The sequence below is a fragment of the Nocardia sp. NPDC003999 genome, assembly GCF_053604885.1.
The window spans coordinates 59,970-82,949 of record NZ_JBSGIB010000010.1 but is presented as its reverse complement, the minus strand read 5'-3'; the positions used below and the strand labels follow the sequence as shown (position 1 = coordinate 82,949).

Here is a 22,980-nt window from a genome sequence, read left to right as displayed (position 1 = left end):
GATCCCGGTGGATCGGAACGGTGAGGGTCATGGCATCGAAAGAATCCGCGAGCGGCGCAGAGCGCCCCGTCGAGCCGCCGTTGCGCGGTTGCGTCGTGGTCGACCTCTCCTCCGAGATCGCCGGCGCCTATTGCACCAAACTGCTGGCCGACGGCGGCGCGGAGGTGATCAAAGTAGAAACGCCGGAGGGGGATTCGCTGCGCCGCTGGTCGGCGTCGCGGACGCGGATCGACGCGGGCTCCGACGGTGCGTTGTTCGCCTTCCTGGCCGGTTCGAAGAAGAGTGTCGTCGCCGCGCCCGGGGTGGCTGCCGACCTGGAACTCGTCGACGACCTGTTGGCGGCGGCCGACGTGGTGGTGTGGTCGCCGGGATCGCGGCTCGCCGAGCATCCCCGGTTCGCGCCCGCCGCGTTGCGTCGCGCGCACCGGCATCTGGTGGTCACCGCGATCACTCCGTTCGGCCTCGACGGGCCGTGGCACGACCGCCCGGCCACCGAGTTCACCCTGCAGGCGTGGTCGGGCGGCATCGTCGGACTGGGCCGGGGCGCGCCGGACCGCGCGCCGGTGCACGTGGGCGGCCGGATCGGTGAATGGTTCGCCGGCGCCTACGCGAGCGCGGCCACCATGACCTCGCGGCTACGCACGCTCGGGTCCGGCGCGGGCGAGCTGGTCGATCTGTCCGTGCTGGAGACCCAGATCCTCGGGCTCACCTATTTCCCGGTCTCGTTCTTCGACGCACTCGGCCGGCCGTTCCGCACGGAGCGACGGCTCAGCGTGCCCGGGGTCGCCACCGCCGCCGACGGCTTGGTGGCGGTAGGCTGCGGCACCGCGCAGCAGTGGTTCGACCTGTGCGCGATGGTGGGGCATCCGGAGTGGATCGAGGAGGACCCCACCCCGGCGATCACCCGGCGGGCCAACGAGAAGGCGCCGGAGATCTTCGCCTGGATGGCCGAGCAGCCCGCCGAGGTGATCCGCGATCTGGCGACCGCCTTCCGCATCCCCAACGGGCCGGTGGTCAACGGAGCCAACGCCACGACCATGGATCACCATGTGGCGCGGAAGTTCTTCACGGTCAACCCCCGTGACGGCTTCGTCCAGCCGAGCCATCCATACCGCACGAAACCCGCGCTGCTGCGCGATCCGCGACCTGCTCCCCGGCTCGGCGAGCACACCGAGGAATATCGCGCCCGCCGCGGCGAGCGCCGCCCGCGCGCAGCCGGTGGCACCGCGCGGGATCCCCTGCCGTTCCGTAACCTTCGCGTCCTCGATCTCACGACGTTCTGGGCGGGACCGTCGTGCACCCACTTCCTCGGCATGCTCGGCGCCGAAGTCATCCACGTGGAATCGGCCGGACGCCCCGACGGCACCCGCCTGATCGCGGGCGTGCCGCCGAGCGAACAGCACTGGTGGGAGAAGTCCCCGATCTTCTCCGGGCTCAACACCAACAAGAAGAGCCTCACGCTGGACCTTCGCTCCGACCGCGGGCGGGAGCTGTTGCGGCGGCTGGCCGCCACCTGTGATGTGATCGTCGAGAACTACACGCCGCGCGTCCTGGAGCAGGTCGGCCTGGACTACTCGTCCGTGCGGGAACTGCGTCCCGACGCGATCATGGTCCGGATGCCCGGCTTCGGCCTCGACGGTCCCTGGCGCGACAATCCCGCCTTCGCCTACGTCATCGAGGACACTTCGGGGCTGACCTGGCTGACCGGTCATCCGGATCGCAATCCCATAGAGCCCTACTCGATCGGTGACCCCAACGCGGGCATCCACGCGCTCAACGCCCTGTTACTGGCGTTGGAACACCGACGGCGCACCGGACAGGGGGTGCTCGTGGAGGCCGCGATGGTCGAGGCCGCGCTCAATGTGGCCGCCGAGCAGGTGATCGAGTACTCGGCCTACGGTGTCCTGCTCGAACGCGACGGCAACCGTGGTCCCTGCGCGGCGCCGCAGAACCTCTATCGCGCCTCGGGCGTGGACGAATTCGGCAGGGAGGACTGCTGGGTGGCGATCGCGGTCGCCACCGACGCGCAGTGGCGGCGGCTGCGCGAAGCGCTCGGGACACCGTTCTGGGCGTTGGATCCGGAACTCTCCTCCGAGCCGGGGCGCCGCCGCAGACACGACCTGATCGACGAACGGCTCGCCGAATGGTGTGCGCGGCACGGCAGCGACGAGATCGTCCGCATCCTCTGGGATGCAGGTGTGCCGGTCGCGAAGGTCATGCAACCGCATCGGCAGTGCGAACTGCCGCAGCTGCGGTTCCGGGAATTCTTCGAGCCGGTCGCCCATCCCGTCGCCGAGACGGCCAGGCACAGCACCGTGCCGGTCCGGTTCTCGGGTGGCCCGCGCCGCTATCACCGGCAGCCCGCTCCCCTGCTCGGCCAGCACAACACGGAGCTGCTCACCGCACTCGGGTTGAGCGAGAAGGAGATTCACGCTTTGGAAGCCGACGGTGTCATCGGGGGACTTCCCGAGGTCGTGCGGCCTCCGGTGAAGTCCGACTGATCGTCGCGGACTCGAACTCGAGTCGCCGGAGCGCACAACCCGCATCGGCGCCGCGATAGCGCCGTCCATCGCGAAGACCATCCCGCATTCGACCTGTCGCGGAAATAATCCGGCAGCTCGGCGGCGCACGGCGATCCGGCCCGCACCGAGCCCGGACACCCCGCGATCACGCGCTCGGGCTCGGTGCACGACGGCCTCGCCAGTCCCGCACCGAGCCGAGCGCACCCCGCGATCACGGGCTCGCGCTCGGGCTCGGGCTCGGGCTCGGGCTCGGGCTCGGGCTCGGGCTCGGGCTCGGTGCACGACAGCATCGTCAGTCCCGGCGTGAGGAGTCCCGCGGTGACCGAACCACGACACCGTGATCGGCGAAGAGCGATACCGCCGAGTCGGGCACTCGCTCGATTGTCGTGTGCTCTGTCCGACCGTGCCCCGCAGCGGTCAATCGACACTGACCGTCGACGCACGAACGCCGCAACCGGCCCCGGGAGATCGTCTGCACCAATCCGATCGCCCAGCAGGTCGGGCACCCGCGCAGTGCGAGCAGACCCACCGGCGCGAGCAGCAAACTGAACGCCCCGGATACCGGCAGCAATGCGATCGCGCCGATCAGCGCGCCGAAGCCCGCGACACCGCGGGCCAGGTGCCGGGGCACCGAGGCGCTGGCGAAGCTTCGCTCGTCGGTCATTTCGTTCGCTCCTCTCCGGAGTCCGGCCACGGTGTGTTCCGCAGCTCCTGTTGGACCGTCGCGCGGGCGCGATGCAGCCGTGACTTCATCGCCGCGACGCTGAGCCCGAGCATGCCCGCGACCGTCCGGCCGCTGTATCCCTGCACATCACGCATGATCAGTACCCGCCGCTGGTCGGCGGGCAGCGCCGCGATCACGGCCGCCACCCGGCCCGCTTCGAGCCGCCGCACCGCCTCCTCCTCGGCCGACGCCACGGCGGCGTCCGGAATCGGCTCGGGCTGCCTGATCTTCGTTCGCCACTGCCGCAGGCACTCGTTGCGGACGATGCGGAACATCCACGACGCCAACGCGCCGGAGGCCCGCAAGGTCCCGATCTTGCGGTAGAGGATGATCAGCGCCTCCTGTGCGGCGTCCTCCGCGTCTTCGGCGGAGGCGCACAGTGTGTGGGCGAACCGGCGAACGTGCGGATAGGAGCCCGATACGAGCGTGGTGATCGCCGCGGCGTCGCCTTCGCGCGCCGCGCGGACCAATTGCTCGTCGGGCCAGGTCAGGTCAGTCACGAGAGCGGCTCCGGCGGCGAAGCACGGTCACGCTGCACCAGCCGATCAGTACGGCGCTGACGGCAATGGCGGCAATGATCACAACGACCTCCTCGTTACCGTGCCGACCCGATTGCCGGCACGATTATGAGAGGACCGGACATCGGATAAGGATTCACACCGCATCTCAGCACGACGCCGCCGGGTTCGATGTGCTGATCGGACCTGGTCGTCGGCCCGCACCGCCGCGGTGCCGATATTCGGATGCTTCCCCCGCTCCTCCGGTTGTAGCGTCGGCCGATGCTCAATGGTTCGCAGCGGCAGCGATGTCTGGGAGCGGTGTCGCGCGGAGCTCGAGCACGGCCCCGGTCGGCGATGGCCGTGGGCGCGCTCGGCGTCGCGACCTCGGGGGTCTTCATCGATCTTTCCGGCGCCGCACCGGCCACCGCCACATTCTTCCGTTGTGCCCTCGCGTTGCCGTTGCTGTTTCCGCTGGCCGGTGGTGAACGTGGCCGGGACGGTGCGCTGTCCCGGCGGCAGGCCGCGGTCGCCGTGACGGCCGGTGTGCTGTTCGCCGCGGACGCCCTGTTGTGGACGCAAGCGATCTACGAGGTCGGCGCCGGATTGACCGCGGTGCTGGTGAACGCGCAGGTCGTCATCGTTCCGCTGCTGGCGCTGCTCATCGACCGCGAGCCGATCCGACGCGCGTTCCTCGTCGTCTCGCCGTTCCTGGTGGCGGGCATCCTGCTCACCGGCGGCGTCTTCGAGACCGGAGCCTCCGGCAGCGACCCGGTACGGGGAACCGTCCACGCCATCCTCGCCGCGCTGTGTTACTCGGCGTTCCTTTTCCTCTTACGGCGCAGCGGGCACAGCGGACAGGTGGTCCAGTCCTACCGGGTGGTGCTCCTGTCAGCGGCCGCCGTCGCGGCGCTGTGGCCAGGCGTCACCTTCACACCCGGCTGGCCTGCGCTGGGCTGGCTGACCCTGACGGCGGTATGCGGCCAGATCGGCGGCTGGCTGCTGATCGCCCTCGCAACCGCCCACCTGAGCAGCATGGTGAGCGCGGCCATGCTCATGCTCACCCCGGTCGGCGCTCTCGCACTGGCCGCGGTCGTGCTCGGCGAGCAGCCGACAATCCTTCGAACGTTCGGCTGCGCGCTGATACTCGCCAGTGCCTATGCGGCATCCACGCCCGACTCCGGACGACGCCGGATCACCGCCACCGTCCGGGAACGGCTACGCGACTCACGAAACACCGCCTGAAATCCGTCGCCGGTATGGCTCGTGAAGAGGCGCCACCGATGGTTTCCAGGTTCCCGGCCTCGGCGGCGACCGAGCGGCGACGAATCCGATTCAGGAGGTGAACGCGGGCATCGTTTCCCAGCCCCGCACGGTGGAGGTGGGCGAGAGCTTCGCATCGGCCAGGTTCATGTCCCACTCGGGGAACCGCGCGAGGATCTCCTCCAGCGCGATCCGGCCCTCCAGGCGAGCCAGCGCCGATCCGAGGCAGTAGTGCGTGCCCACGCTGAACGAGAGGTGCTGGCGGGTGTCGCGGTGGATGTCGAAGACGTCGCCGTCCGGCGGGAACTGCCGGTGGTCCCGATTGGCCGCGCCGACGAGCATCATCATCGCGCTGCCCTCCGGCACGGTCCGGCCGTGCAGTTCGATGTCGCGGGTCACGTACCGCGCCACATGCGGGGCTGGCGGTTCGAATCGCAGCAGCTCCTCGACCGCGTTCGGAATCAACCGCGGGTTGTCCACCAGTTCGCGGCGCTGGTCCGGATGCTCCGCGAGAACCTTGCCCGCCCAGCCGATCAGGCGGGTGGTGGTCTCGTTGCCCGCGCCGGACACGACGTTCACGTAGGTCAGCAATTCCTCGCGGCGCAGTCGGCGCACGGTGCCGGTCTCGTCCTCGAATTCGACGTTGAGCAGCTCGGTCATGATGTCGTCGGAGGGATGCTCGGCCCGCCAGTCGATGTAGGCGGCGAAGATGTCGCCGCTGACCATGCCCTCGGAGGCGGCCTTCATCGGCTTGCCCTCCTCGGTCCGCATCTGCGCGTTCGCGAAGTCGCGGATGGCCTCCTGGTCCTGCTCCGGGATGCCCAGCAGCATGCCGATGGTGCGCATCGGCATCTGCGCGCCGATGTCGGCGATGAAGTCCAGCCGCCCGGTGCCGACATGCGGATCGAGGCTGCGCGCGCAGAATTCGCGGATCTTGTCCTCGAGCGCGCGGATCTTGCGCGGGGTGAACATGCGCGACAGCAGTCCGCGATGGATGTCGTGGATCGGCGGGTCCTCGAAGATGAGTACGCCCGAGGGAATCTCGATGCCCGCCTTGATCAATTCGATGATCGCGCCGCGCGCCGAACTGTAGGTCCCCGTGTCCAGCAACGCAGCGTTGACATCCGCGTGGCGGCTGATCGCGTAGAAGTCGTGCTTCTCGTTGTAGTACAGCGGCATCTCCTCACGGAGCCGCTTGAACATCGGATACGGATCGGCGTTGAGTTCGACGTCGTACGGGTCGTAATAGACGTCGCTGGCCGCGCTGGTCGTCACAGGGTTTCGCCTCTCGCGGGAACTTCATCGTCCTCGGTGCTGCGTACGAGATTCAGCCGAAGACCGAGTTGTGGGAGTCCTGCCAGTGTAAATCTGCCAATACTGTGACGCAACTGATCCTCTCTTTATATGAGATCGTCATTCTCGCAGCCCGCGGGCGGCAATGGAGCTCACGAAAACGGGCCCCGCATCCGATGGCTGTCGGATGCGAGGCCCGCCGGGCTCTCGCTAGGGGTCGAATCAGTCGACGGTGCAGCCCGAGATAGGTTTGCCGGCAAGGCGATCGAGCAGATAGGTGACCGCGTTGTCGGGGCCGAATCCGTCGATCATCTCGGGTCCGAAATGGTTCGGGATGGTCGCGCCGGGCAGGATCGGCGGCAGGCCGTTGGTGCGGAAGGTGACCGTGGCGCCTTTCGCACACCAGTCTTCGGCGAGTTGGCGGGCCTGGCCGTAGGGAACGGTGTCGTCGTTCAAGCCGCTGGTGATCAGCACCGGCGTCGCCGGGGTGAGATTGCCGACGCGCAGTTCGGCCAAGGCGGGAGCCGCTTCCGGGATGCCCGCCAGATGCTCGCTGAGCGAGCGGCCGTCGAGGGTCAGCGAACTGGTCTTCAGGAAGGGATGACGCGTGATGATGTCGCCGATGCATTCATCGCTGAGCGTTTCCAGCATGGCGCGCCCGGCCGGACTGGTCACCCGGTCGACGGCCTTGTTCAGTTCGGGATAGCGCGCGAGCAGGCCGTTGATGGCGAACCCGATGGCGCCGCCGATGAGGGCGCCGTCGATGCGTTCCAGGATCGCGGCCAGATCCGCGACCGGCCCACCCGCCCAGGTGCCTTTGAGATTCAGTTCCGGCGCGTAGTCCGGCTGCATCTCCGCCGCGGCCGCGGTCGCGCCGCCACCTTGCGAATAGCCCCACAACACCACCGGGGTCTCGGGCCCGACGCCCGCCAGATTGTGGGCCGCGCGCACACCGTCGAGCACGGCATGGGCTTGTTCGATCCGGTTGGCGTAGGTGTGGATACCCGGCGTGCCCAGTCCGATGTAGTCGGTCACCAGCACTCGGGCGCCCAGCCCGCTCCACAGCACCGAGGCGGGAAGTTCCTGATTCGCCGACAGACCCGGCGACGGGTCGCTGAACAACGCCAATCCGGTCGAGAATGCCACCGACATCGCACAGCGGTCACCCTGCCCGGAAGTCCCGGGACCGATGACGACGGTCGGGCGCGGACCCGGCCCCTGCCACGGACCGGTGGCATCGATGAACGTTCCGGTCACCGCGACGGGCGACCCGTCCTGCAACCGCGAGGTGTACATCACGTGCTGCGCCTTGCCCGGCCATCCCTGATCCGTGGGCAGGGTCGCGAACAAGGCCATCGGCTTGGTCTTGACGATCGCGCCCCGCTCCGCCGGAATCTGCGCGGGCGGGAGGTAGAAGTCACTGACCGGGGAGGCCGCCGCCTCCCGCGTGTCCACCCCCACCACGGCCACCGCGGTGACACAAGCCATGGCCAGCGCCGCCGCCACCGGAGCGGCCCACCGCCGCGACCTGGACCGAGACTGCCCCTGCTGTCGTTGCATCGATAACTCTCCATGAACTCCACTCGGCGCCGTCGCCGAAGTGTCCTAGGCCGCAATAGCCTTTCGACATGAGACACGTCACAGCCTGCGGACCTACCGTAGGGTAACACGATTACCGAGATATGAATCCGCTTGGTACCAGATCTGCCCGCTCGAGCGGAGCCACATCCGCCGTCCGACCGCCGTGTGTCGAGTAACCGCGCCCATCGACCCGACTGGGAAACACCACCGCCGGGCAGCCGTCGGTCATCCAGCGGCTGCCCGATGGTCGCCGCTACCCGGTGCATGCGCCCGGGGCAGCCGAAAGTCCTTCGGGAGAATGCCTTTCGACGCGAGGCGCTACCAGCTCACCGGCAGCTCGTACAGTCCGTATGCGAGCCGGTCGTGCTTGAACTGGACGTCCTCGAACGGAATCGCCAAGCGCAGCGTAGGGATTCGCCGCACCAGCGTGCGGAAGACGATCTGCAGTTCGGCCCTGGCCAGCTGCTGTCCCACGCACTGGTGCGGGCCGAAGCCGAACCCGAGATGCTGAGCGGCGGGCCTGCGCAGATCAAGCCGGCCCGGCTGCTCCCAGACCTTCTCGTCCCAATTGGCCGGCGCTAGGTCGAAGATCAGGCCGTCCCCGGCCCGGACGGTCTCCCCCGCGATCTCGATGTCCTCGATCGCGACGCGGCGCTGGCCGTTCTGAATGATGCTGAGATAGCGCAGCAACTCCTCGACCGCGTTGACGACGATCTTCGGATCGTCGGTATCGCGCAGCAGCGCGAACTGATCGGGATCCCGCATCAGGGCCAGCGCTCCGAGCGAGATCATGTTGGCGCTCGTCTCGTGCCCCGCGATCAGCAGGCCGGTGCCCAGCTGGGCGGCCTCCTTCATATCGATCTCACCGGCGCGGACCCGCTCGGCGATGTCGGACACCACGTCTTCGGCGGGGCTGTCCAGCTTCTTCTTCACCAGGTCGACCAGATACCGCGCCAGCCCGGCCCTGCCCTCGGCGGCCTGCTCCTTGGTCGCGTACCGGTCGACGTTGACCGTGGCGTGCTTCTGGAAGAACTCGTGGTCCTCGTACGGCACGCCCAGCATCTCGCTGATCATCAGCGTCGGCACCGGCAGCGCCAGCGCCTCGACCAGGTCGGCGGGCTGCGGTCCGGCCAGCATCCGGTCGATGTGCTCGTCGGTGATCTGCTGGATGACCGGCCGCAGCGCTTCCACCCGCTTGAAGGTGAACGGCTTGGTCAGCATCCGCCGGTACCGGCTGTGCTCCTCACCGTCGGTGGTGAACAGGGACTTCGGCCTGCTCTCCACGATCGCGGCCATGCCTTCGTTCCAGTGCGGGAAGCCGGGACGATGGTCGTCCACGCTGACCCTCGGATCGGACATCAGGGTCTTGAACTCGGCGTAGCCGGTGACCAGCCAGGGTGTGCTGCCGTCCCAGATCCGGACGCGGTTGAGCGGCTTGGCGCGCCCGAGCCGCAACGCCTCGGGCGGCGGCGCGAACGGGCATCCGGTCGACCTGGACATGGGATAGTCGGGAACCTCCGTGGCGGAGGCGGTCGTATCGGTCAATGCTTCGGACACTGTTCACTCCTGGGGTGATCGGGACGGAAGAACCGAACGCCGGTTCATTCCTCGATGTGGATGGCCATGGCCGGGCAGACCGCCGCGGCCTGGCGCACGTCCTCGGCGAGTTCGTCCGGCGGGTTCTCGTCGAGCAGGACGACGATGCCGTCCTCGTCGCGCTGGTCGAACACGTCGGCCGCGTGCATGACGCAATGCCCGGCCGCGACGCATTTGACTTGGTCGACAGTCACTTTCATCGGGACCTCTTTCCTACGGGGAGTGCGCTGGGGTGGGAGGCGACGCGAGCAGCGCGTGCGCTCGCGCCAATTCCTGCCGCTGGATCCTGGCCTGCTTGGGCATGTTCCAGCCCAGCACCGCGGTGACATCCCCGCCTCGCTCGAAGCGCGCCACGAACCGTCCGTCGTCCGGGTCGCCGTCGACGATCGTGGGCTGCGCGCCCGCCGTGATGGTGCCGTACACCTGGATCTTGGTGGTGAATTGATCGGTCCAGAAGTACGGGATCGGCTGATACGCCCGCTCCGCGCCGAGGATGTTGGCCGCCACCACCCCCGCTTGCTCGGTCGCGTTCGTGCGGTTCTCCAGGCGCAGCGTCGTCCGCAGCAGCGGGTGATCCCACCGGGCCACGTCGCCGACCGCGTAGACGCCGTCAGCGGCCCGGCAGCGCGCATCGCAGACGACGCCGTCGGCGAGCGAAAGCCCGCTCCCGACAAGCCAATCGGTGACGGGTATCGCGCCGATCGCGACCACCACCAGATCCGCGGGCAGTGTCTCGGAGGTCTCCAAGACGACGCCGGTGACCTCGCCGTCGCGGTCGGTGAGGCCGGAGACGCCGACGCCGAGGCGCAGGCGCACTCCGTTGCCGGTGTGCAGGTCGGCCAGCAGGCCCGCGGCGAGTTCGCCCAGTTGCGCCGCCATGGGGGCGCGTTGCGGCCCCGTCATCGTGACATGGTGGCCGCATTGCGCAGCGGTAGCGGCGATCTCCGCACCGAGCACCCCCTCGCCCACCACGACGACCCGCGACCGGGTACCGAGGCCGTCGCGCAGCGCGAGTGCGTCGTCGAGCGTGCGCAGCACATGGACTCCGCGCAATCCGGGCGATGCGGGCAGCGTTCGCGGTACGGCCCCGGTGGCGATCACGATGTGCTCGGCCGCCACGGAACCGGTCGCGGTGTGCACGGTACGGTCGGCGACGTCGAGTGCTACGGCGCGGGAGCCCAAGACGATGTCGGCATCCAGTTCGGCCAGCAGGCGCGGCGCGCGCAGCAGGGTGCGCTCAGGACGCCAAGCGCCCGAGAGGATCTGCTTGGACAGCGGCGGGCGATCGTAGGGCAGGTGCGGTTCGGCGCCGAGCAGTGTGATGCGGTCGCGATACCCGCCCCGGCGCAGCGCGTCCACCGTGGCCAGACCCGCGGCCGAGGCTCCGACGACGAGCACTCCGGTACGGCGGGTCATCGCGGGCCCGCCGCGACGGACCGCTCGGACGGCTTCTTGCGCGATTTCAGCGGTTTTCCCGCTACCGTGCCGCCGTCCACGGGCAAGACGGTCCCGGTGACATACCGGGCCCGGTCGCCGGCGAAGTACAGCGCGACCTCCGCCACGTCCTCGGGTGTGCCGTCCAGCGGCAACGGACGATCGGCTTCCATCGACTCGCGCACCGCCTTGGTGAACCGCTCGCTGAGCTCGGCGGACATCTTCGTCGCCGACGAGGCGAGCAACGGCGTCGGTATGTTGCCGGGCGCGATGCAGTTGACCCGGATGCCGAACTGCGCCAACTCGATCGCCGCCGATTTGGTGAAGTGCACGACCGCCGCCTTGGACGCCCGATAGCTCTGCACGCCCCCGCCCGCCTGGATACCGCCGACCGAGGACACGTTGACGATCGATCCGCCGCCGTTGTCGGCCATGTACCTGGCCGCGAAGCGGGTGCCCGCCATGACCCCCAGCAGGTTCACGCCGAGCACCCGGTGGAAGTCCGCGAGATCGTCGTGCAGCAGGCTCTTGTGCATGGTGCCGGAGATGCCTGCGTTGTTGCACATCACATCCAGCCCGCCGAAGGTGCGCACCGCCCGGTCCACCAGCCGCTCGACCTGCTCCGGGTCGGCGACATCGGTCTGCTCGAACACCGCCGCCGCGCCGTAGCGGGCCACCGACTCCGCACCGCGCTCGCGATCGACGTCGGCGACCACCACGCGGGCGCCTTCGGCGACGAACCGTGCCACCGTCGCGCTGCCGATTCCGGACGCACCGCCGGTGACGATGGCGACCTTGCCCGCCAATTCATCCGTCATGCCTTCATTTCCTTTCGTACCGGTCCGGCCGGAGCCGTACCCGCGGCCGGGTCCGGCCGGACCCGCGCGCCATCGGACTCGCCGGCCGGGCCCGTCCGCTGGCCGAGGAACGCCAGCAGCAAGTCGTTGACGACGCCCGGTTGCTCGATCTGCGGGCAGTGCCCCGCGTTCGGCACCACGGCGGATCGTCCACCCGGGATGCGGGCCGCGATTTCCGCTGACCAACCGGCAGGCAGCAACTTGTCGCGGGCGCCTTCGACGACGAGGGCGGGCACGCCGATGCGCTCGTAAGCCCGCTCACTCGACGGGGTGGGCGGCGCGTCGGCACCCGGGCGTCGAAAACGCGCCGCCGCCAATGCCTCCCACGCCCCGGGGGCGATGCTCGATTCGTATCGCCGCCGCACGTAGCCCTCGTCGGCCGGGAAGGACTCCGCGTGGAACAGTGCCCGGACGATGGCGCGCATTCCGGAGAACGTGGCGTCGTAGTCGTAGAGCGCTCGCATATGCTCGTTGCGCTGGATCTCACCACCACCGCAGATCGCGACCAGGCTGCGCATCGGGAGCTTCGGCGCGGTCGAAGTCGCGTCGGCGAGCAGGTTGATCGCGCCCATGGAATTGCCGACGAAGTGCGCCGACTCGATGCCGAGCGTCGCGAGGAAGCGCGTGATGTGCCGGATCCGCAGGCCGCGGCCGTCGTTGAAGTCGATCACTTTCGCGGACCCGCCGAAACCGAGCATGTCCGGTGCCAGCACCCGATAGTGGCGGGCCAGCACGTCGATGGTGTGCTCCCAGCCCAGTTCCGCGCAAGCGCCGAATTCGCCGCCGTGCAGCAGCACGACCGGTTCGCCCGCTCCCGCTTCCAGGAACGCGGTGAGGGAGCCGTCCACCACGACGGTTCTGCGCTGCGCGATCACGAGAGGCTCCCTATCCGATCATCGGCGCGCGGCGCCGCGAGCCCTTTCACGCTGGAGCGCGAGATGCTGTCCGACAAAACAACTCGTTCGACGACGCGCACCTGTTCCGGTTCGACAGCGGCCTCGCCCGCGTCGCTCAGCAACCGGATCTCGCGCACGGCCAGTTCGTCGAGGATGTCGAAGGCCGACTGCACGTCACCGTCATCGACCGGATGCGTATCGCTACAACCGCTTTCGCCGTCGATGCGGCAAGCGCGCAATGTATCGCACACGGCGGTGCTGTGCGCGCGGATGTAGACGAGCACGCCACTGCCCGCACGCGCGATCCGGTCCAGCGCGCGCTCCAGCTTGTCCCGGCACCCACAGCGCCGGGAACCGAAGACGTCACCGGCCAGGCATTCGAAATGCAGGCGCACCAGCGGCGCGACGTCCGTGGCCGGGTCACCGTGCACGAACGCGACGTGCTCGCGGTCCAGCCCGTCGGTGAAGCCGATCGCACGGAACTCCCCCATCGGCAGCGGAATTCGCGCGACGCCCCGACGCCGCACCCGGCACAGCTCCCGCCTGCGGTAGGCGATCAGGTCATCGATGGACACCACCGGCAACCCGTGTGCGCGGCCGAGTTCGAACAGTTCGCCCCGCCCTGCCTGTTCGCCGTCGGCCCCGCAGACCTCGCACAGCGCTGCGACGGGCGCCATTCCGGCCAGCTCGACCAGGTCGACCGCGGCCTCCGGGCAGGCGGGCACCGACAGCACGCCACCGGCGGCGCAGCCGAGCGGAAAGACGTATCCGGGCCGGGTGAACGTGCTCGGTGTGCTGGCCGAGTCGGCGAGCGCGCGAATCGTCCGCGCGCGGAAAGAAGCCCGGACACCGTCCGCCGCGGCCCCGGCCAGTCGCACCGATACGCGGAACAGATCGCGGCCCGGCCCGGTGGCGGACGGGTCGGCCGGGGGAATCTCCAGGGCGTCCAAGGCCGCCGAGCGCATCGCGACGTGGACGAGCCCGCATCCGATCGTCGTCATGGCATTGACCGCTTCGGCCGTCATGCGCTCCGCGGCCATCACCAGATCCCCCCGGCACACGTCGCCCGCCTCGCCGAGAACGAGGATCATCCGCCCGGACCGCAGGGCGGCCGTCGCCTCGGCCACTCTGGTCCATCCGGCCGGCCGGGGCGCGGTCGTCATGCTCGCGCCCCGCCGGCCGGAGCGAAGGTGAGCACCTGCGTGGCGAGCAACTCGAGCTGGGCGCTGACTGCCTCGTCGGTCAGCCTGCCCTCGGCATCCCAGATCGGCTCCGCGGAATTGATCGCGACGCCCAGCGGGGTCGGCCACGCGCGCAACGCGTGACCGATCACCCGCAACTGGCCGAGCGTTCCCACGGCGGCCTGCCAGCCGAAGGCACAGGTGATGCAGCCCCATGGTTTGTTGTCCAGGTATACCGTCGCGTCGCCGCGCAGGTCCTCGATGTAGTCGAGGGCGTTCTTCACCAGGCCGGAGACACCGCCGTGGTAGCCGGGTGAACCGATGATCACCGCGTCCGCGCGGCGCAGTGCCGCCACCAGCGCGATCGCCTTCTCGGTGCGGGCCGGATCGTGCGGGTTGTACATCGGCAGGTTGATCTCCTCGCCGCAGAACAGCGCGGTGCGCCCGCCGTGGCGTTCCACCGCCGCCATGCAGTGCCGCAGCGCTTGCTCCGTCGACGAGCCCGCCCGCAACGTGCCGCCGATGCCGACGACGAACGGCCGCCCGTCACTCGCCACCTCGGTGGCGGTCGCACTTCTCGTGCCTGCGGTCATGACCGTAACCTCGTGCTTTCCTCTGTGTCCCTACTTGATGGCGATCGGATTGATGGGGGATCCGACGGCGCCGACGACGCGCAAAGGCGGTGCGATCAGCTGGAATTCGTAGACCCCGTCCGCGGCGCAGTCGGCGGCGAGCGCGGTGAGGTCCCAGTACTCGCCGAGCATCAGGCCCATGTCCCGCAGGCACAGCATGTGCAGCGGCAGGAAGGTGCCGTCCACCCCGGACACCGGATCCTCGACCATGAGGTTGTCCGCCGCCACGGCGGCGACCTCACGTTCGTGCAGCCAGGCGGCGCACCGCCAGTCCAAGCCCGAGTACGGCTCCGCGCCGTCGCCCGCCTCGAGAAAACGGGCCCACCACCCGGTGCGGATCAACAGGATGTCGCCACGGCCGATGTCGACCCCTTGGGCGGCGGCGACCTCGTCCAGCTCGTCGGGGGTGATCGGGTCACCCGCCACGAGGAAGGTGTCCGCGCCTCGATGGCGCACCAGATCCAGCAGCACGCCCCGGGTGGTGATGCCTTTTCCGTCGACCTTGTCGATCCCGCAGTGGTACGCGCCGAGGCTGGTGACCGAGCTCGCCGGGAAACCGTTGTACAGCTGGTCGTCGTAGTAGACGTGGGACAGCGCGTCCCATTGGGTCGCCGCCTGCAACGGCATGATGATCAGGTCGTCGTTGAAGCGGAACGGGTTGTCCTCGAAGAAGCCGCTGAGTTCGCGTCCGACGCTGTTGCGCAACCACTTCGGGCCGTATTCGGTCAGGGTGCGCGCGTCGCCGCCGTCCACGGTCATCACGTGGACCGGGTTGTGCCGGAACTTGAACGCGCCCTGCGGTCCGGACGAGCCGAAGTCGACGCCGAGCGGGAATACCCGCCCGTGCCGCACCAGGCCCGCCGCCTGGGCGACCTTGTCCGGGGTGATGAAGTTGAGCGTGCCGAGTTCGTCGGCGGCGCCCCAGCGACCCCAGTTCCGTACCCCGTCGGCGACGCGCCGGAATTCCGTCAGATCGGCCACGATGCTTTTCCTTTCACGCTGATCGCCGGCCTTCCGGCGGTCATGAGCCGGCCTCCACACCGGCGATCCGGGCGCCCACGTTCCCGCCGTCGACCCAGAGCACCTGGCCGGTCACATAACTCGCCGCCCGGCTGTTGAGGAACAACAAGGCGGCCGCCTGTTCGTCCGGTTCGGAGACCCGGCCCAGCGGCTTGGGGATGGTGTCGAGATATTCCGGGCCGTACGCCGAACGCAGCTGCTCCAGGATGGGTGTCCGCGTCACTCCCGGCCCGGTGCAATTGATCCGGATGCCGCGCGCACCGAGCGCGACGGCGTTCCGCATCGTGTAGTAGATGATCGCTTCCTTGGACAGCCGGTACCCGCCGTCGGCCACGGCGTCCGGATGCCTCTTGCACCAGGCGATTCCGGCGTCCATGTCCGTGGTGTCCAGCAGGCCGACGACCTGTTCGCGATGCTCCAGATACCCGGCCGCCGCGAGCGAGGAGACGCTGGCGATCGTGGCGCCCCGCCGCATCGTCCGCGCGAGCGCTCCGGTGAACTGCCGCAGGCCGAGGAAGTTGATCGTGACCACGCGGATCGGGTCACCGATGCCCGAGGAGACGCCCGCGACGTTGAACAGCGCGTCGACGGGTCCGCCGACGGCGGCGACGGCCCGGTCGATCGACGCGGCGTCGGCCATGTCCACCTGGTGGAACTCCTCGACATCAGCAGTCGGCTCCACCAGATCCAGACCCGTCACGTACCCGCCGAGTTCGGTGACCTGGCGGCTTACGCAGGCGCCGATTCCGGAGGAGCAACCGGTCACCACGACCCGCTTGCCGTCGTAACGCCACAGCTCATCGGCTCGTTCGGCCTCGGGCATCTCGTCTGTCTCCCATCTCGTCCGGCTCCGCCCGTGCGGTCGCGGCGCGGGACTCGTCGCGACCGAACGGGCCGGGGGTCACTGCGCTTCTTCCTTGGCGCGTTGCGCGGCCTGCACCCGGCCCTCGTTGATCTCGGCCATGGCTTCGGGAATCTCGCTCGCGGTGAAGCTGCCGCCACGGCCGGTGGGCAGGCCGCCGAAGGCGTAGTTCTCGTCGAACGCGAGCGAAGGCAACGGCTTACGCCGCGCCTCGACCTTCTCGATGACCGGCTCGAGCCGCTTCGCCTTCGCGGCGACCGCCTTCTCGTCGCGCTCGATGAACTCCGGCAGCACGTGCTCGCCCATCAGCTCGATCGACTCCATGGTCGCCTCGTGGCTGCGCGGGTTCAGCAGCAGGATGATCTCGTCGACGCCGCTGTCCTCGTAGCCGCGCAGGAATTCGCGCACGGTCTCCGGCGATCCGATGGCGCCCCGGCCCGGACCGTAAGCCAGCGTCTCGTCCTCCTTGACGGCCTCGAGGTAGCGCTCCCACACGCCCGTGCGGCCGGGGGTGTGCTGGCCGGTCATGTAGTAGTGCATGATTCCGAAGGAAAAGAATCCGCCGCCGAGTCCGAGCCGCTGCAGGGCCTGCTCGTCGGTGGGCGCGACCATCATCGACAGATCGCCGCCGATGGCCAGGATGTTCGGATTGAGCACCGGCAGCCAGGGCTCGGCCTTGTCCTCGAATTCCTGGTAGTACCCGCGCACCCGGTCCGCCAGCGGCCCCGGACCGGTGTAGGCGAAGCTCAGCGCACCCGCGCCCAGCCGCGCCGCCATCTGGACCGACGAAGGCCGGGTACACGCCACCCACACCGGGGGATGCGCGCGCTGGTGCGGCTTGGGAATCACATTGCGCGCCGGCATCTGGATGTGCTCACCCTTGAAGCCGGTGAACGGCTCCTCGATCATGCAGCGGATGGACACCTCCAGGGCCTCTTCCCACTGCGTGCGCTTGTCGGCCGGATCGATGTTGAACCCGCCGAGTTCACCCACCGACGACGACTCACCGGTGCCGAATTCCACCCGCCCGTCGGAAATCAGGTCGAGGGTGGCGACGCGTTCGGCGACACGTGCCGGGTGGTTGATCGCCGGAGGCAGGTGCATGACGCCGAAGCCGAGCCGGATGTTCTCGGTCCGCTGGCTGGCGGCAGCGAGGAAGATCTCCGGCGCCGTCGAATGGCAGTACTCCTCGAGGAAGTGATGCTCGGTCAGCCAGACGGTGGAGAACCCTGCCTTGTCGGCGGCCTCCACCTCCGCGAGACCTTCCTTGAACAGCAGTCGCTCGTCGTCCTGGACCCACGGCCGGGGCAGCGCGAATTCGTAGAACAGGGATATCTTCATTTACTTACTTCCTCCGATGGGATCGAACGTCGAGTCGTCGCGGGCCGGTTCGGTGTCCTCCGCAGTCCCCGCACTCGCGGCCAGGTGCTCGACCGCGATGTAGCCGAACGTCATCGCGGGCCCGATCGTGGCGCCCGCGCCCGCGTAGCTGCGGCCCATGACCGCCGCGGAGGTGTTGCCCACGGCGTACAGACCAGGGACGACTGTGTCGTCGGATCGCAGCACCCGCGCGTGCTCGTCGGTGCGCAGGCCGCCCGAGGTGCCGAGATCGCCGAGGATCATCCGGAACGCGTAGTACGGCGGCTTTTCCAGCGGACGCAGATTCGGATTGGGCAACGTGGGATCGCCGTAGTAGTTGTCGTAGACGCTGTCGCCGCGCTGGAAGTCGTCGTCGTGGCCGTTGCGCGCGAGTTCGTCGAATCGCTTCGCGGTGGCGCGCAGACGTTCTTCGGGGACGCCGATCTTCGCGGCCAGCTCCGTCCACGAGTTCGCGGCCACGACGACACCCGAGTCCAGCCAGGCCTGCGGGATCTTCCGCCCGGTCGGCACCGGCGCGAACGGGATCTTCGGCAGCGGCAGATGTCCCGCGACGACGTATCGGCGCCAGGAGCGTTCGTCGGTGATCAGCCAACTCGGGATGTGCGTGGTCCCCGATTTCTGTCCCTCGATCATCGCGTGGCCGAAATCCATGTACGGCGCGGCCTCGTTGATGTACCGCTCGCCCGCGCCGTTGACGATGAACTGGGCTGGCATCATGCGCTCGTTGAGCATGAATTGCAGTCGGCCGTCGGGCCATTGGATGGCGGGAAACCACCATGCCTCGTCCATCAGATCGGTGGCCGCGCCCACCCGCCGCCCCGCGCGGATGCCGTCGCCCATGGATTCCGGGTTGCCGAAACTCCAATCCTGTTCCACGACCGGCTGGTGTTCCTTGCGCCAGGTCATGTCGTGGTCGAAACCGCCGGTCGCCAGGATCACGCCGCGCTCGGCGCGGATCCGCGAGGGCTTTCCGTCTTTTTCGACCACCGCGCCCACCACGGCGCCGTCGGCTCCGGTGATCAAGGACGTCATCGGCGCGTTCAGCCAGAGCGGAATGTCGCGCTCGCGCAGCGCGAGTCGCAGCCGGGCGACCAGGGACTGTCCGATGGCGGCGATCCGGTCGCCGAACATCCTGGCGCGGAACATCCGCCACACCAGCTTCACGAGTACGGCCTTGCCGCGCCAGGACTGACGCACCTGGTAGAACAGCCGCAGATCCTTGGGCCCCAGCCAGATGCCCTTCGGGGCCAGGGCGAGCGGACGCAGCAGGTTCCGCTCTTCGTCGCCGAGTCTGCGCAGATCGATCGGCGGCACGTTGATGGTGCTGCCCTGCGCGGAACCGCCGGGGAGTTCCGGGTAGTAGTCGGCGTAGCCGGGCTTCCACACGAATCGCAGCCACGCACTGCGCTGCTCGAGGAATTCCATCATCTGCGGAGCCTTCGCGACATAGGCCCGCAGGCGCGCGTCGCCGACCAAACCTCCGGTGATCGCGCGCAGGTACTCGACCACCCCTTCCGGATCGGGCGCGTAGCCGTCGCGCTTCTGCGCCGGTGCGCCGGGCACCCAGATGCCACCGCCCGAGAGCGCGGTCGAGCCGCCGTAGTGAGCCGCCTTCTCGACTACGAGGACGGACAGCCCGGCCGCCTCGGCGGCGAGCGCCGCGGTCAGCCCGCCGCCGCCGGAGCCGATGACAAGGACGTCGACGGAATAGTCGAAAACGTCTGCTCCGGAGGACAGCTCGGTCGTTGCGGATGTCACGCTCGCCTCCTGGCGGTCGAATCGTTGTCCTGGTCCGGAAGGGCGGTGCGCACCGCGAACCCGGCGATCAAGGCGGGTGCGGATCGGTAGTAGCGCACCGTGGTCCGGTACGGTCCCTGGCTCGCGAGCGCCGCGAAGGCGGCGACCCAGGTGCGGACCTCGTGCGCGGAGTTGCCCGCCGCGGCGGCGATCTCCGCGTCGGACCAGTCGTCGAACTCGTCCAGCCGTCCGTCGTCGAGGATGTCGAGGAACCGCCGGTCCCACTCGGGATTGAGCGGCTGGAGCCCGCCACGCCCCGCGGCGAACTCACGAGCGGCTTCGATCACTTTTTCCTGTCGGGCATTTCGCTGCCGGGAGGTCATGTGGCCGCCGTGCACGATCCGCTCCCGCACGGGCCCGGTGGCCGTGGCCAGCGCGGGCACCGGCGGGTCGTGTGACAAGCCGCCGGAACCGATCACCAGCACCCGCTTGCCCAGGGTCGCCGAGTAGGCGCCGACGGCCGCACCCAGCGCCTTTGCCCGGTGCAGGGGACCGAGCGGGACCGCCACCGAGTTGACGAAGATGGGCACGACCGGGCGTGCCGTCGCGGCGCCGAGCAGCCGCTGCAACGGCTGGACCGTCCCGTGGTCGACATCCATGGTCAGCGAGACGGCGACGTCGACACCGGCCGCGAGCACCGCCTCCGCGAGTTCGGTCGCCAGTTCGGCGGGCACGTCGAGTGATCCGGCGTGCGTGCCGTAGTCGCCGACTCCGGTGGCCGCCGCTGCGATGCAGAACGGCGGCATGAGCTTGTAGAAGAACCCGTTGTAGTGGTCGGGCGCGAACACCACGACCACTTCGGGATCGAAGGCGCGCACGAATCGCGCCGCCTCGTCGAGCGCCGACTCGATGTCCGCGCGCAGCTCCGGTTCCGGTCCGGGGAGATCAAGCAGAGGGCTGTGCGAGACGCAGCACACGGCCAGCGGCATCGTTTCCTCCCCGCATCAAGTCGAGGGTGTCGAGCAGGTCCGCGCTCAGTTCCGGCGCCGACTGCGCGATGGACGCGCCCGCGACGCAGCGGTCGGGCCGCAGAAACAGCACCGAGTCGCGCCGGCCGTCGAACCAGCGTTTCAGCGCACCGGTGCGGTCGCCGATGACGACGACGTCGGGATCGTCGTGGCCGGTCCAGCGCAACTGGACGGACGGTCGGGCCTCGAAGAACTTGGCGCCCAGCGCTTTCCACTGTTCGAACGCCGTCGCACCGAGGACGTCGCGGGGCTGGTTGTTCCAGCACAGCACGGCGAACCACGGCCCGAGCACCTCGTCGAGGAGGACGTCGGCGCGGTCCCTGGTGTCCACCAGGGGCTGCACGAACAGGGTGCCGACCGACGAGTTCGGGGAACGGGACCAGTCGTGCACCACCGCCCCGCGCTCGTAGCGCGGCATCGGTTTGAACCGCATGCCCAGCACGTACCGTTTCACCGGCGGGATCGCCGCCGCCGCGCGAACCAGCGCGTCGCGCACCGCCGCGACCTTGCGATCGGTCGGCGAGATCACCCGGCCCACCATCGTCGACAGGTCGATCATCGCCCTGGCGTGCTTGCGCCGTTCGGTGTCGTAGCTGTCGAGCAGGGCGTCGCCCGCCTGCCCCCGGACGACCGCGGCGAGTTTCCATCCGAGGTTGGCCGCGTCCCTGATACCGCTGTTGTAGCCCTGGCCCTGCCACACCGGCATCAGGTGCGCGGCGTCACCGGCCAGCAGCAGCCGCCCGCGCCGGAAGGCGCCCGCGATGCGCGAGTGGTGGGTGTAGACCCGGCGCCGGATGACCTCGAGCCGCTCGGGACGCGGCACGAACGGCGCGAGCATCTTCGCCACGAAGGCCGGATCCTCGGCCAATTCGTCGGGCTCGTCGTCGTGGATCATGAACTCGAAGCGCCGGATTCCGTGCGCGATCGACACCGACACGTTCGGCCGGGCCGGATCGGCGGCGACCTCGATATTGGGGTGCCCCAACGGATCCGAGGCGAGATCGACCACCAGCCAGCGGGTCGGCGAGGTGGTGCCGTCGAAGGAGACGCCCATCTGCCCGCGCGTGGCGCTGCGCCCGCCGTCGCAGCCCACCACGTACCGGGCGGTCACGGTGGACGGCCCGGTACCGCTGTCGAGTGCCACCGTCACCCGCTCGCCGGAGTCGGCGCAGGAGGTCATGGCCGTGCCCCAGGCCACCTGGACCTGCGGGTAGCGGTTCAGTCCGGCGAGCAGTTCGGCGTCGACCATCGGCTGGACGAATCCGTTGCGTTTCGGCCAGCCGAATTGCTCGTCGGTGGGCGCGATCTCGGCCAGCAGCCTGCGCCGGGCATCGACGAAGCGCATGATCTGGTTCGGGGTGGTGTGCGGCAGGATGCGGTCGACCAGCCCGATCGCCTGGAACGTCCGTAGCGACTCGTCGTCGAGGCCCACGCCGCGCGGGTAATCGATGAGGGTGGGGCGTTCCTCGACCACCAGGGTGCGTACCCCGTACATGCCGAGCATATTGGCCAGCGTGAGACCCACCGGGCCCGCGCCGACGACGAGCACGTCGACATCGGTCGCGCCCGGCGCGGTGGAGTTGCTCTGCTCGGACACGGTCAGCCGCCCAGCAGGAAATCGAGGTGCAGGGCGTTGAAGTTCTTGGCGTCCTCGTACTGCGGCCAGTGTCCGCAGTCCGGCAGAACCTCGAAGCGCGCACCCGGGATCATCGACGCGATCCGCCTGCCCTCGCCGACGTCGGCGGTGGGGTCGTCACTGGTCCACAGCACGAGGGTGGGCGCGGTGATCTTGCCGTAGTCCGCGGGCCCCAACAGGTTTCGCTGCCGTATCGACGGATCCTGCAGCGCCATGATGTCGCGCATCGCGGCGACGAAACCGGGTTGGCGGTAGATGCGCTGCCTGCTGGCGACCACATCGTCGTAGTCCTTCGACTTGTCGGCCATCAGCCACTTGATCCTGGCCTGCACCGTCTCCCAGGTGGGGTCGGCGGCCGCCGCCATCGACAGCGTGACGATGCGCCGCATCACCTCGGGATCGGCCTGCGACCCACCCGCGGTGTTGAGCACCAAGCGGTCCACGCGGTCCGGATGATCGATCGCCATGCGGGCGGCCACCCAGCCGCCCAGCGATTCCCCGCTGACGCGGGCGCGGCGCACGCCGACGGCGTCGAGGAATCCGACGACGTGCTCGACGTAGTGCGCGATCTCCAGCGGATGCCCCGGCTTGTCGGTGTAGCCGTGCCCCAGCATGTCGATCGACCAGGTCGAGAAGTGCGCGGCGTGCGACTCCAGATTGCGGACATAGGCTTCGGCGTGCCCGCCGGACCCGTGCAGCAGAACGAGCGCCGGGTGGGCCGGATCGCCCGCGTGCAGGTAGCGGGTTCGGACGCCGCCGACGTCCAGGTATCCCTGAGTGAAGGGAACGCCTTGCAGATCGCTCCAGATGCTCTCGAATTCCGGCAACTCGTTACCTCCGT

The 22,980-nt window shown here is 69.1% G+C and carries 20 protein-coding genes; 2 read left to right on the top strand and 18 right to left on the bottom strand.

Annotated elements, in window-relative coordinates; genetic code table 11:
• The first annotated feature begins 29 nt into the window (after positions 1-29).
• Positions 30-2,501 (top strand): CoA transferase, encoded by a 2,472-nt coding sequence (locus tag ACWESM_RS20735; protein ID WP_452493194.1) that lies wholly within the window; start codon positions 30-32, stop codon positions 2,499-2,501.
• 313 nt (positions 2,502-2,814) lie between these two features.
• Here the strand turns inward: ACWESM_RS20735 and ACWESM_RS20730 are convergent, their stop codons facing one another.
• On the bottom strand, positions 2,815-3,186 hold the full coding sequence (locus tag ACWESM_RS20730; RefSeq protein ID WP_452493192.1) for a hypothetical protein: 372 nt from the start codon (positions 3,184-3,186) through the stop codon (positions 2,815-2,817).
• Positions 3,183-3,746 (bottom strand): RNA polymerase sigma factor, encoded by a 564-nt coding sequence (locus ACWESM_RS20725; RefSeq protein WP_452493190.1) that lies wholly within the window; start codon positions 3,744-3,746, stop codon positions 3,183-3,185. Before ACWESM_RS20725 ends, ACWESM_RS20730 begins: the two co-directional genes overlap by 4 nt.
• A 279-nt stretch (positions 3,747-4,025) precedes the next feature.
• Between ACWESM_RS20725 and ACWESM_RS20720 the strand changes: the two genes are divergently transcribed.
• Positions 4,026-4,988, top strand: a complete 963-nt coding sequence (locus ACWESM_RS20720) for a DMT family transporter (RefSeq protein WP_452493189.1) — start codon at positions 4,026-4,028, stop codon at positions 4,986-4,988.
• Between the two features lie 90 nt (positions 4,989-5,078).
• Here ACWESM_RS20720 and ACWESM_RS20715 read toward each other — a convergent pair whose 3' ends face one another.
• The 16 genes from ACWESM_RS20715 to ACWESM_RS20640 form a co-directional block, all read right to left on the bottom strand.
• Positions 5,079-6,281: a cytochrome P450 gene (locus tag ACWESM_RS20715; protein WP_452493187.1), complete on the bottom strand. Its 1,203-nt coding sequence runs from the start codon at positions 6,279-6,281 to the stop codon at positions 5,079-5,081.
• A gap of 240 nt (positions 6,282-6,521) precedes the next feature.
• The gene (locus ACWESM_RS20710) at positions 6,522-7,859 is read right to left on the bottom strand and encodes a lipase family protein (RefSeq protein ID WP_452493185.1); all 1,338 of its coding nucleotides are present in this window, start codon (positions 7,857-7,859) and stop codon (positions 6,522-6,524) included.
• 339 nt (positions 7,860-8,198) lie between these two features.
• Positions 8,199-9,437: a cytochrome P450 gene (locus ACWESM_RS20705; RefSeq protein WP_452493183.1), complete on the bottom strand. Its 1,239-nt coding sequence runs from the start codon at positions 9,435-9,437 to the stop codon at positions 8,199-8,201.
• 44 nt (positions 9,438-9,481) lie between these two features.
• The gene (locus ACWESM_RS20700; protein ID WP_043701659.1) at positions 9,482-9,676 is read right to left on the bottom strand and encodes a ferredoxin; all 195 of its coding nucleotides are present in this window, start codon (positions 9,674-9,676) and stop codon (positions 9,482-9,484) included.
• A gap of 13 nt (positions 9,677-9,689) precedes the next feature.
• Positions 9,690-10,892, bottom strand: coding sequence for an NAD(P)/FAD-dependent oxidoreductase (locus ACWESM_RS20695; RefSeq protein ID WP_452493181.1), 1,203 nt, complete (start codon positions 10,890-10,892; stop codon positions 9,690-9,692).
• Positions 10,889-11,728, bottom strand: a complete 840-nt coding sequence (locus ACWESM_RS20690) for an SDR family NAD(P)-dependent oxidoreductase (RefSeq protein ID WP_452493179.1) — start codon at positions 11,726-11,728, stop codon at positions 10,889-10,891. The genes ACWESM_RS20695 and ACWESM_RS20690 overlap by 4 nt, the downstream gene beginning before the upstream one ends.
• Positions 11,725-12,642, bottom strand: a complete 918-nt coding sequence (locus ACWESM_RS20685; RefSeq protein ID WP_452493177.1) for an alpha/beta fold hydrolase — start codon at positions 12,640-12,642, stop codon at positions 11,725-11,727. Before ACWESM_RS20685 ends, ACWESM_RS20690 begins: the two co-directional genes overlap by 4 nt.
• A complete protein-coding gene (locus ACWESM_RS20680; protein ID WP_452493175.1) occupies positions 12,639-13,826 on the bottom strand; it encodes a 3,4-dihydroxy-2-butanone-4-phosphate synthase in 1,188 nt (395 codons plus the stop codon). Before ACWESM_RS20680 ends, ACWESM_RS20685 begins: the two co-directional genes overlap by 4 nt.
• Positions 13,823-14,437 (bottom strand): NADPH-dependent FMN reductase, encoded by a 615-nt coding sequence (locus ACWESM_RS20675; RefSeq protein ID WP_452493173.1) that lies wholly within the window; start codon positions 14,435-14,437, stop codon positions 13,823-13,825. Before ACWESM_RS20675 ends, ACWESM_RS20680 begins: the two co-directional genes overlap by 4 nt.
• Before the next feature lie 30 nt (positions 14,438-14,467).
• Entirely contained in the window at positions 14,468-15,457 is a 990-nt protein-coding gene (locus ACWESM_RS20670) for a cyclase family protein (RefSeq protein WP_452493172.1), read from the bottom strand.
• Positions 15,458-15,497: 40 nt separating this feature from the next.
• Positions 15,498-16,319: a coniferyl-alcohol dehydrogenase gene (locus tag ACWESM_RS20665; RefSeq protein WP_452493170.1), complete on the bottom strand. Its 822-nt coding sequence runs from the start codon at positions 16,317-16,319 to the stop codon at positions 15,498-15,500.
• A gap of 78 nt (positions 16,320-16,397) precedes the next feature.
• Positions 16,398-17,699: an LLM class flavin-dependent oxidoreductase gene (locus ACWESM_RS20660; protein WP_452493169.1), complete on the bottom strand. Its 1,302-nt coding sequence runs from the start codon at positions 17,697-17,699 to the stop codon at positions 16,398-16,400.
• Complete coding sequence (locus ACWESM_RS20655; RefSeq protein WP_452493167.1) at positions 17,700-19,496, bottom strand: FAD-binding protein; 1,797 nt, start codon at positions 19,494-19,496, stop codon at positions 17,700-17,702.
• Positions 19,493-20,464 carry a 3-carboxyethylcatechol 2,3-dioxygenase gene (locus tag ACWESM_RS20650; protein WP_452493166.1) on the bottom strand — a complete coding sequence of 324 codons (972 nt, stop codon included), beginning with the start codon at positions 20,462-20,464 and terminating at the stop codon, positions 19,493-19,495. Before ACWESM_RS20650 ends, ACWESM_RS20655 begins: the two co-directional genes overlap by 4 nt.
• Positions 20,421-22,106: a bifunctional 3-(3-hydroxy-phenyl)propionate/3-hydroxycinnamic acid hydroxylase gene (locus ACWESM_RS20645; RefSeq protein WP_452493391.1), complete on the bottom strand. Its 1,686-nt coding sequence runs from the start codon at positions 22,104-22,106 to the stop codon at positions 20,421-20,423. The genes ACWESM_RS20650 and ACWESM_RS20645 overlap by 44 nt, the downstream gene beginning before the upstream one ends.
• Positions 22,103-22,966 carry an alpha/beta fold hydrolase gene (locus tag ACWESM_RS20640; protein WP_452493164.1) on the bottom strand — a complete coding sequence of 288 codons (864 nt, stop codon included), beginning with the start codon at positions 22,964-22,966 and terminating at the stop codon, positions 22,103-22,105. Before ACWESM_RS20640 ends, ACWESM_RS20645 begins: the two co-directional genes overlap by 4 nt.
• Positions 22,967-22,980 lie beyond the last annotated feature (14 nt).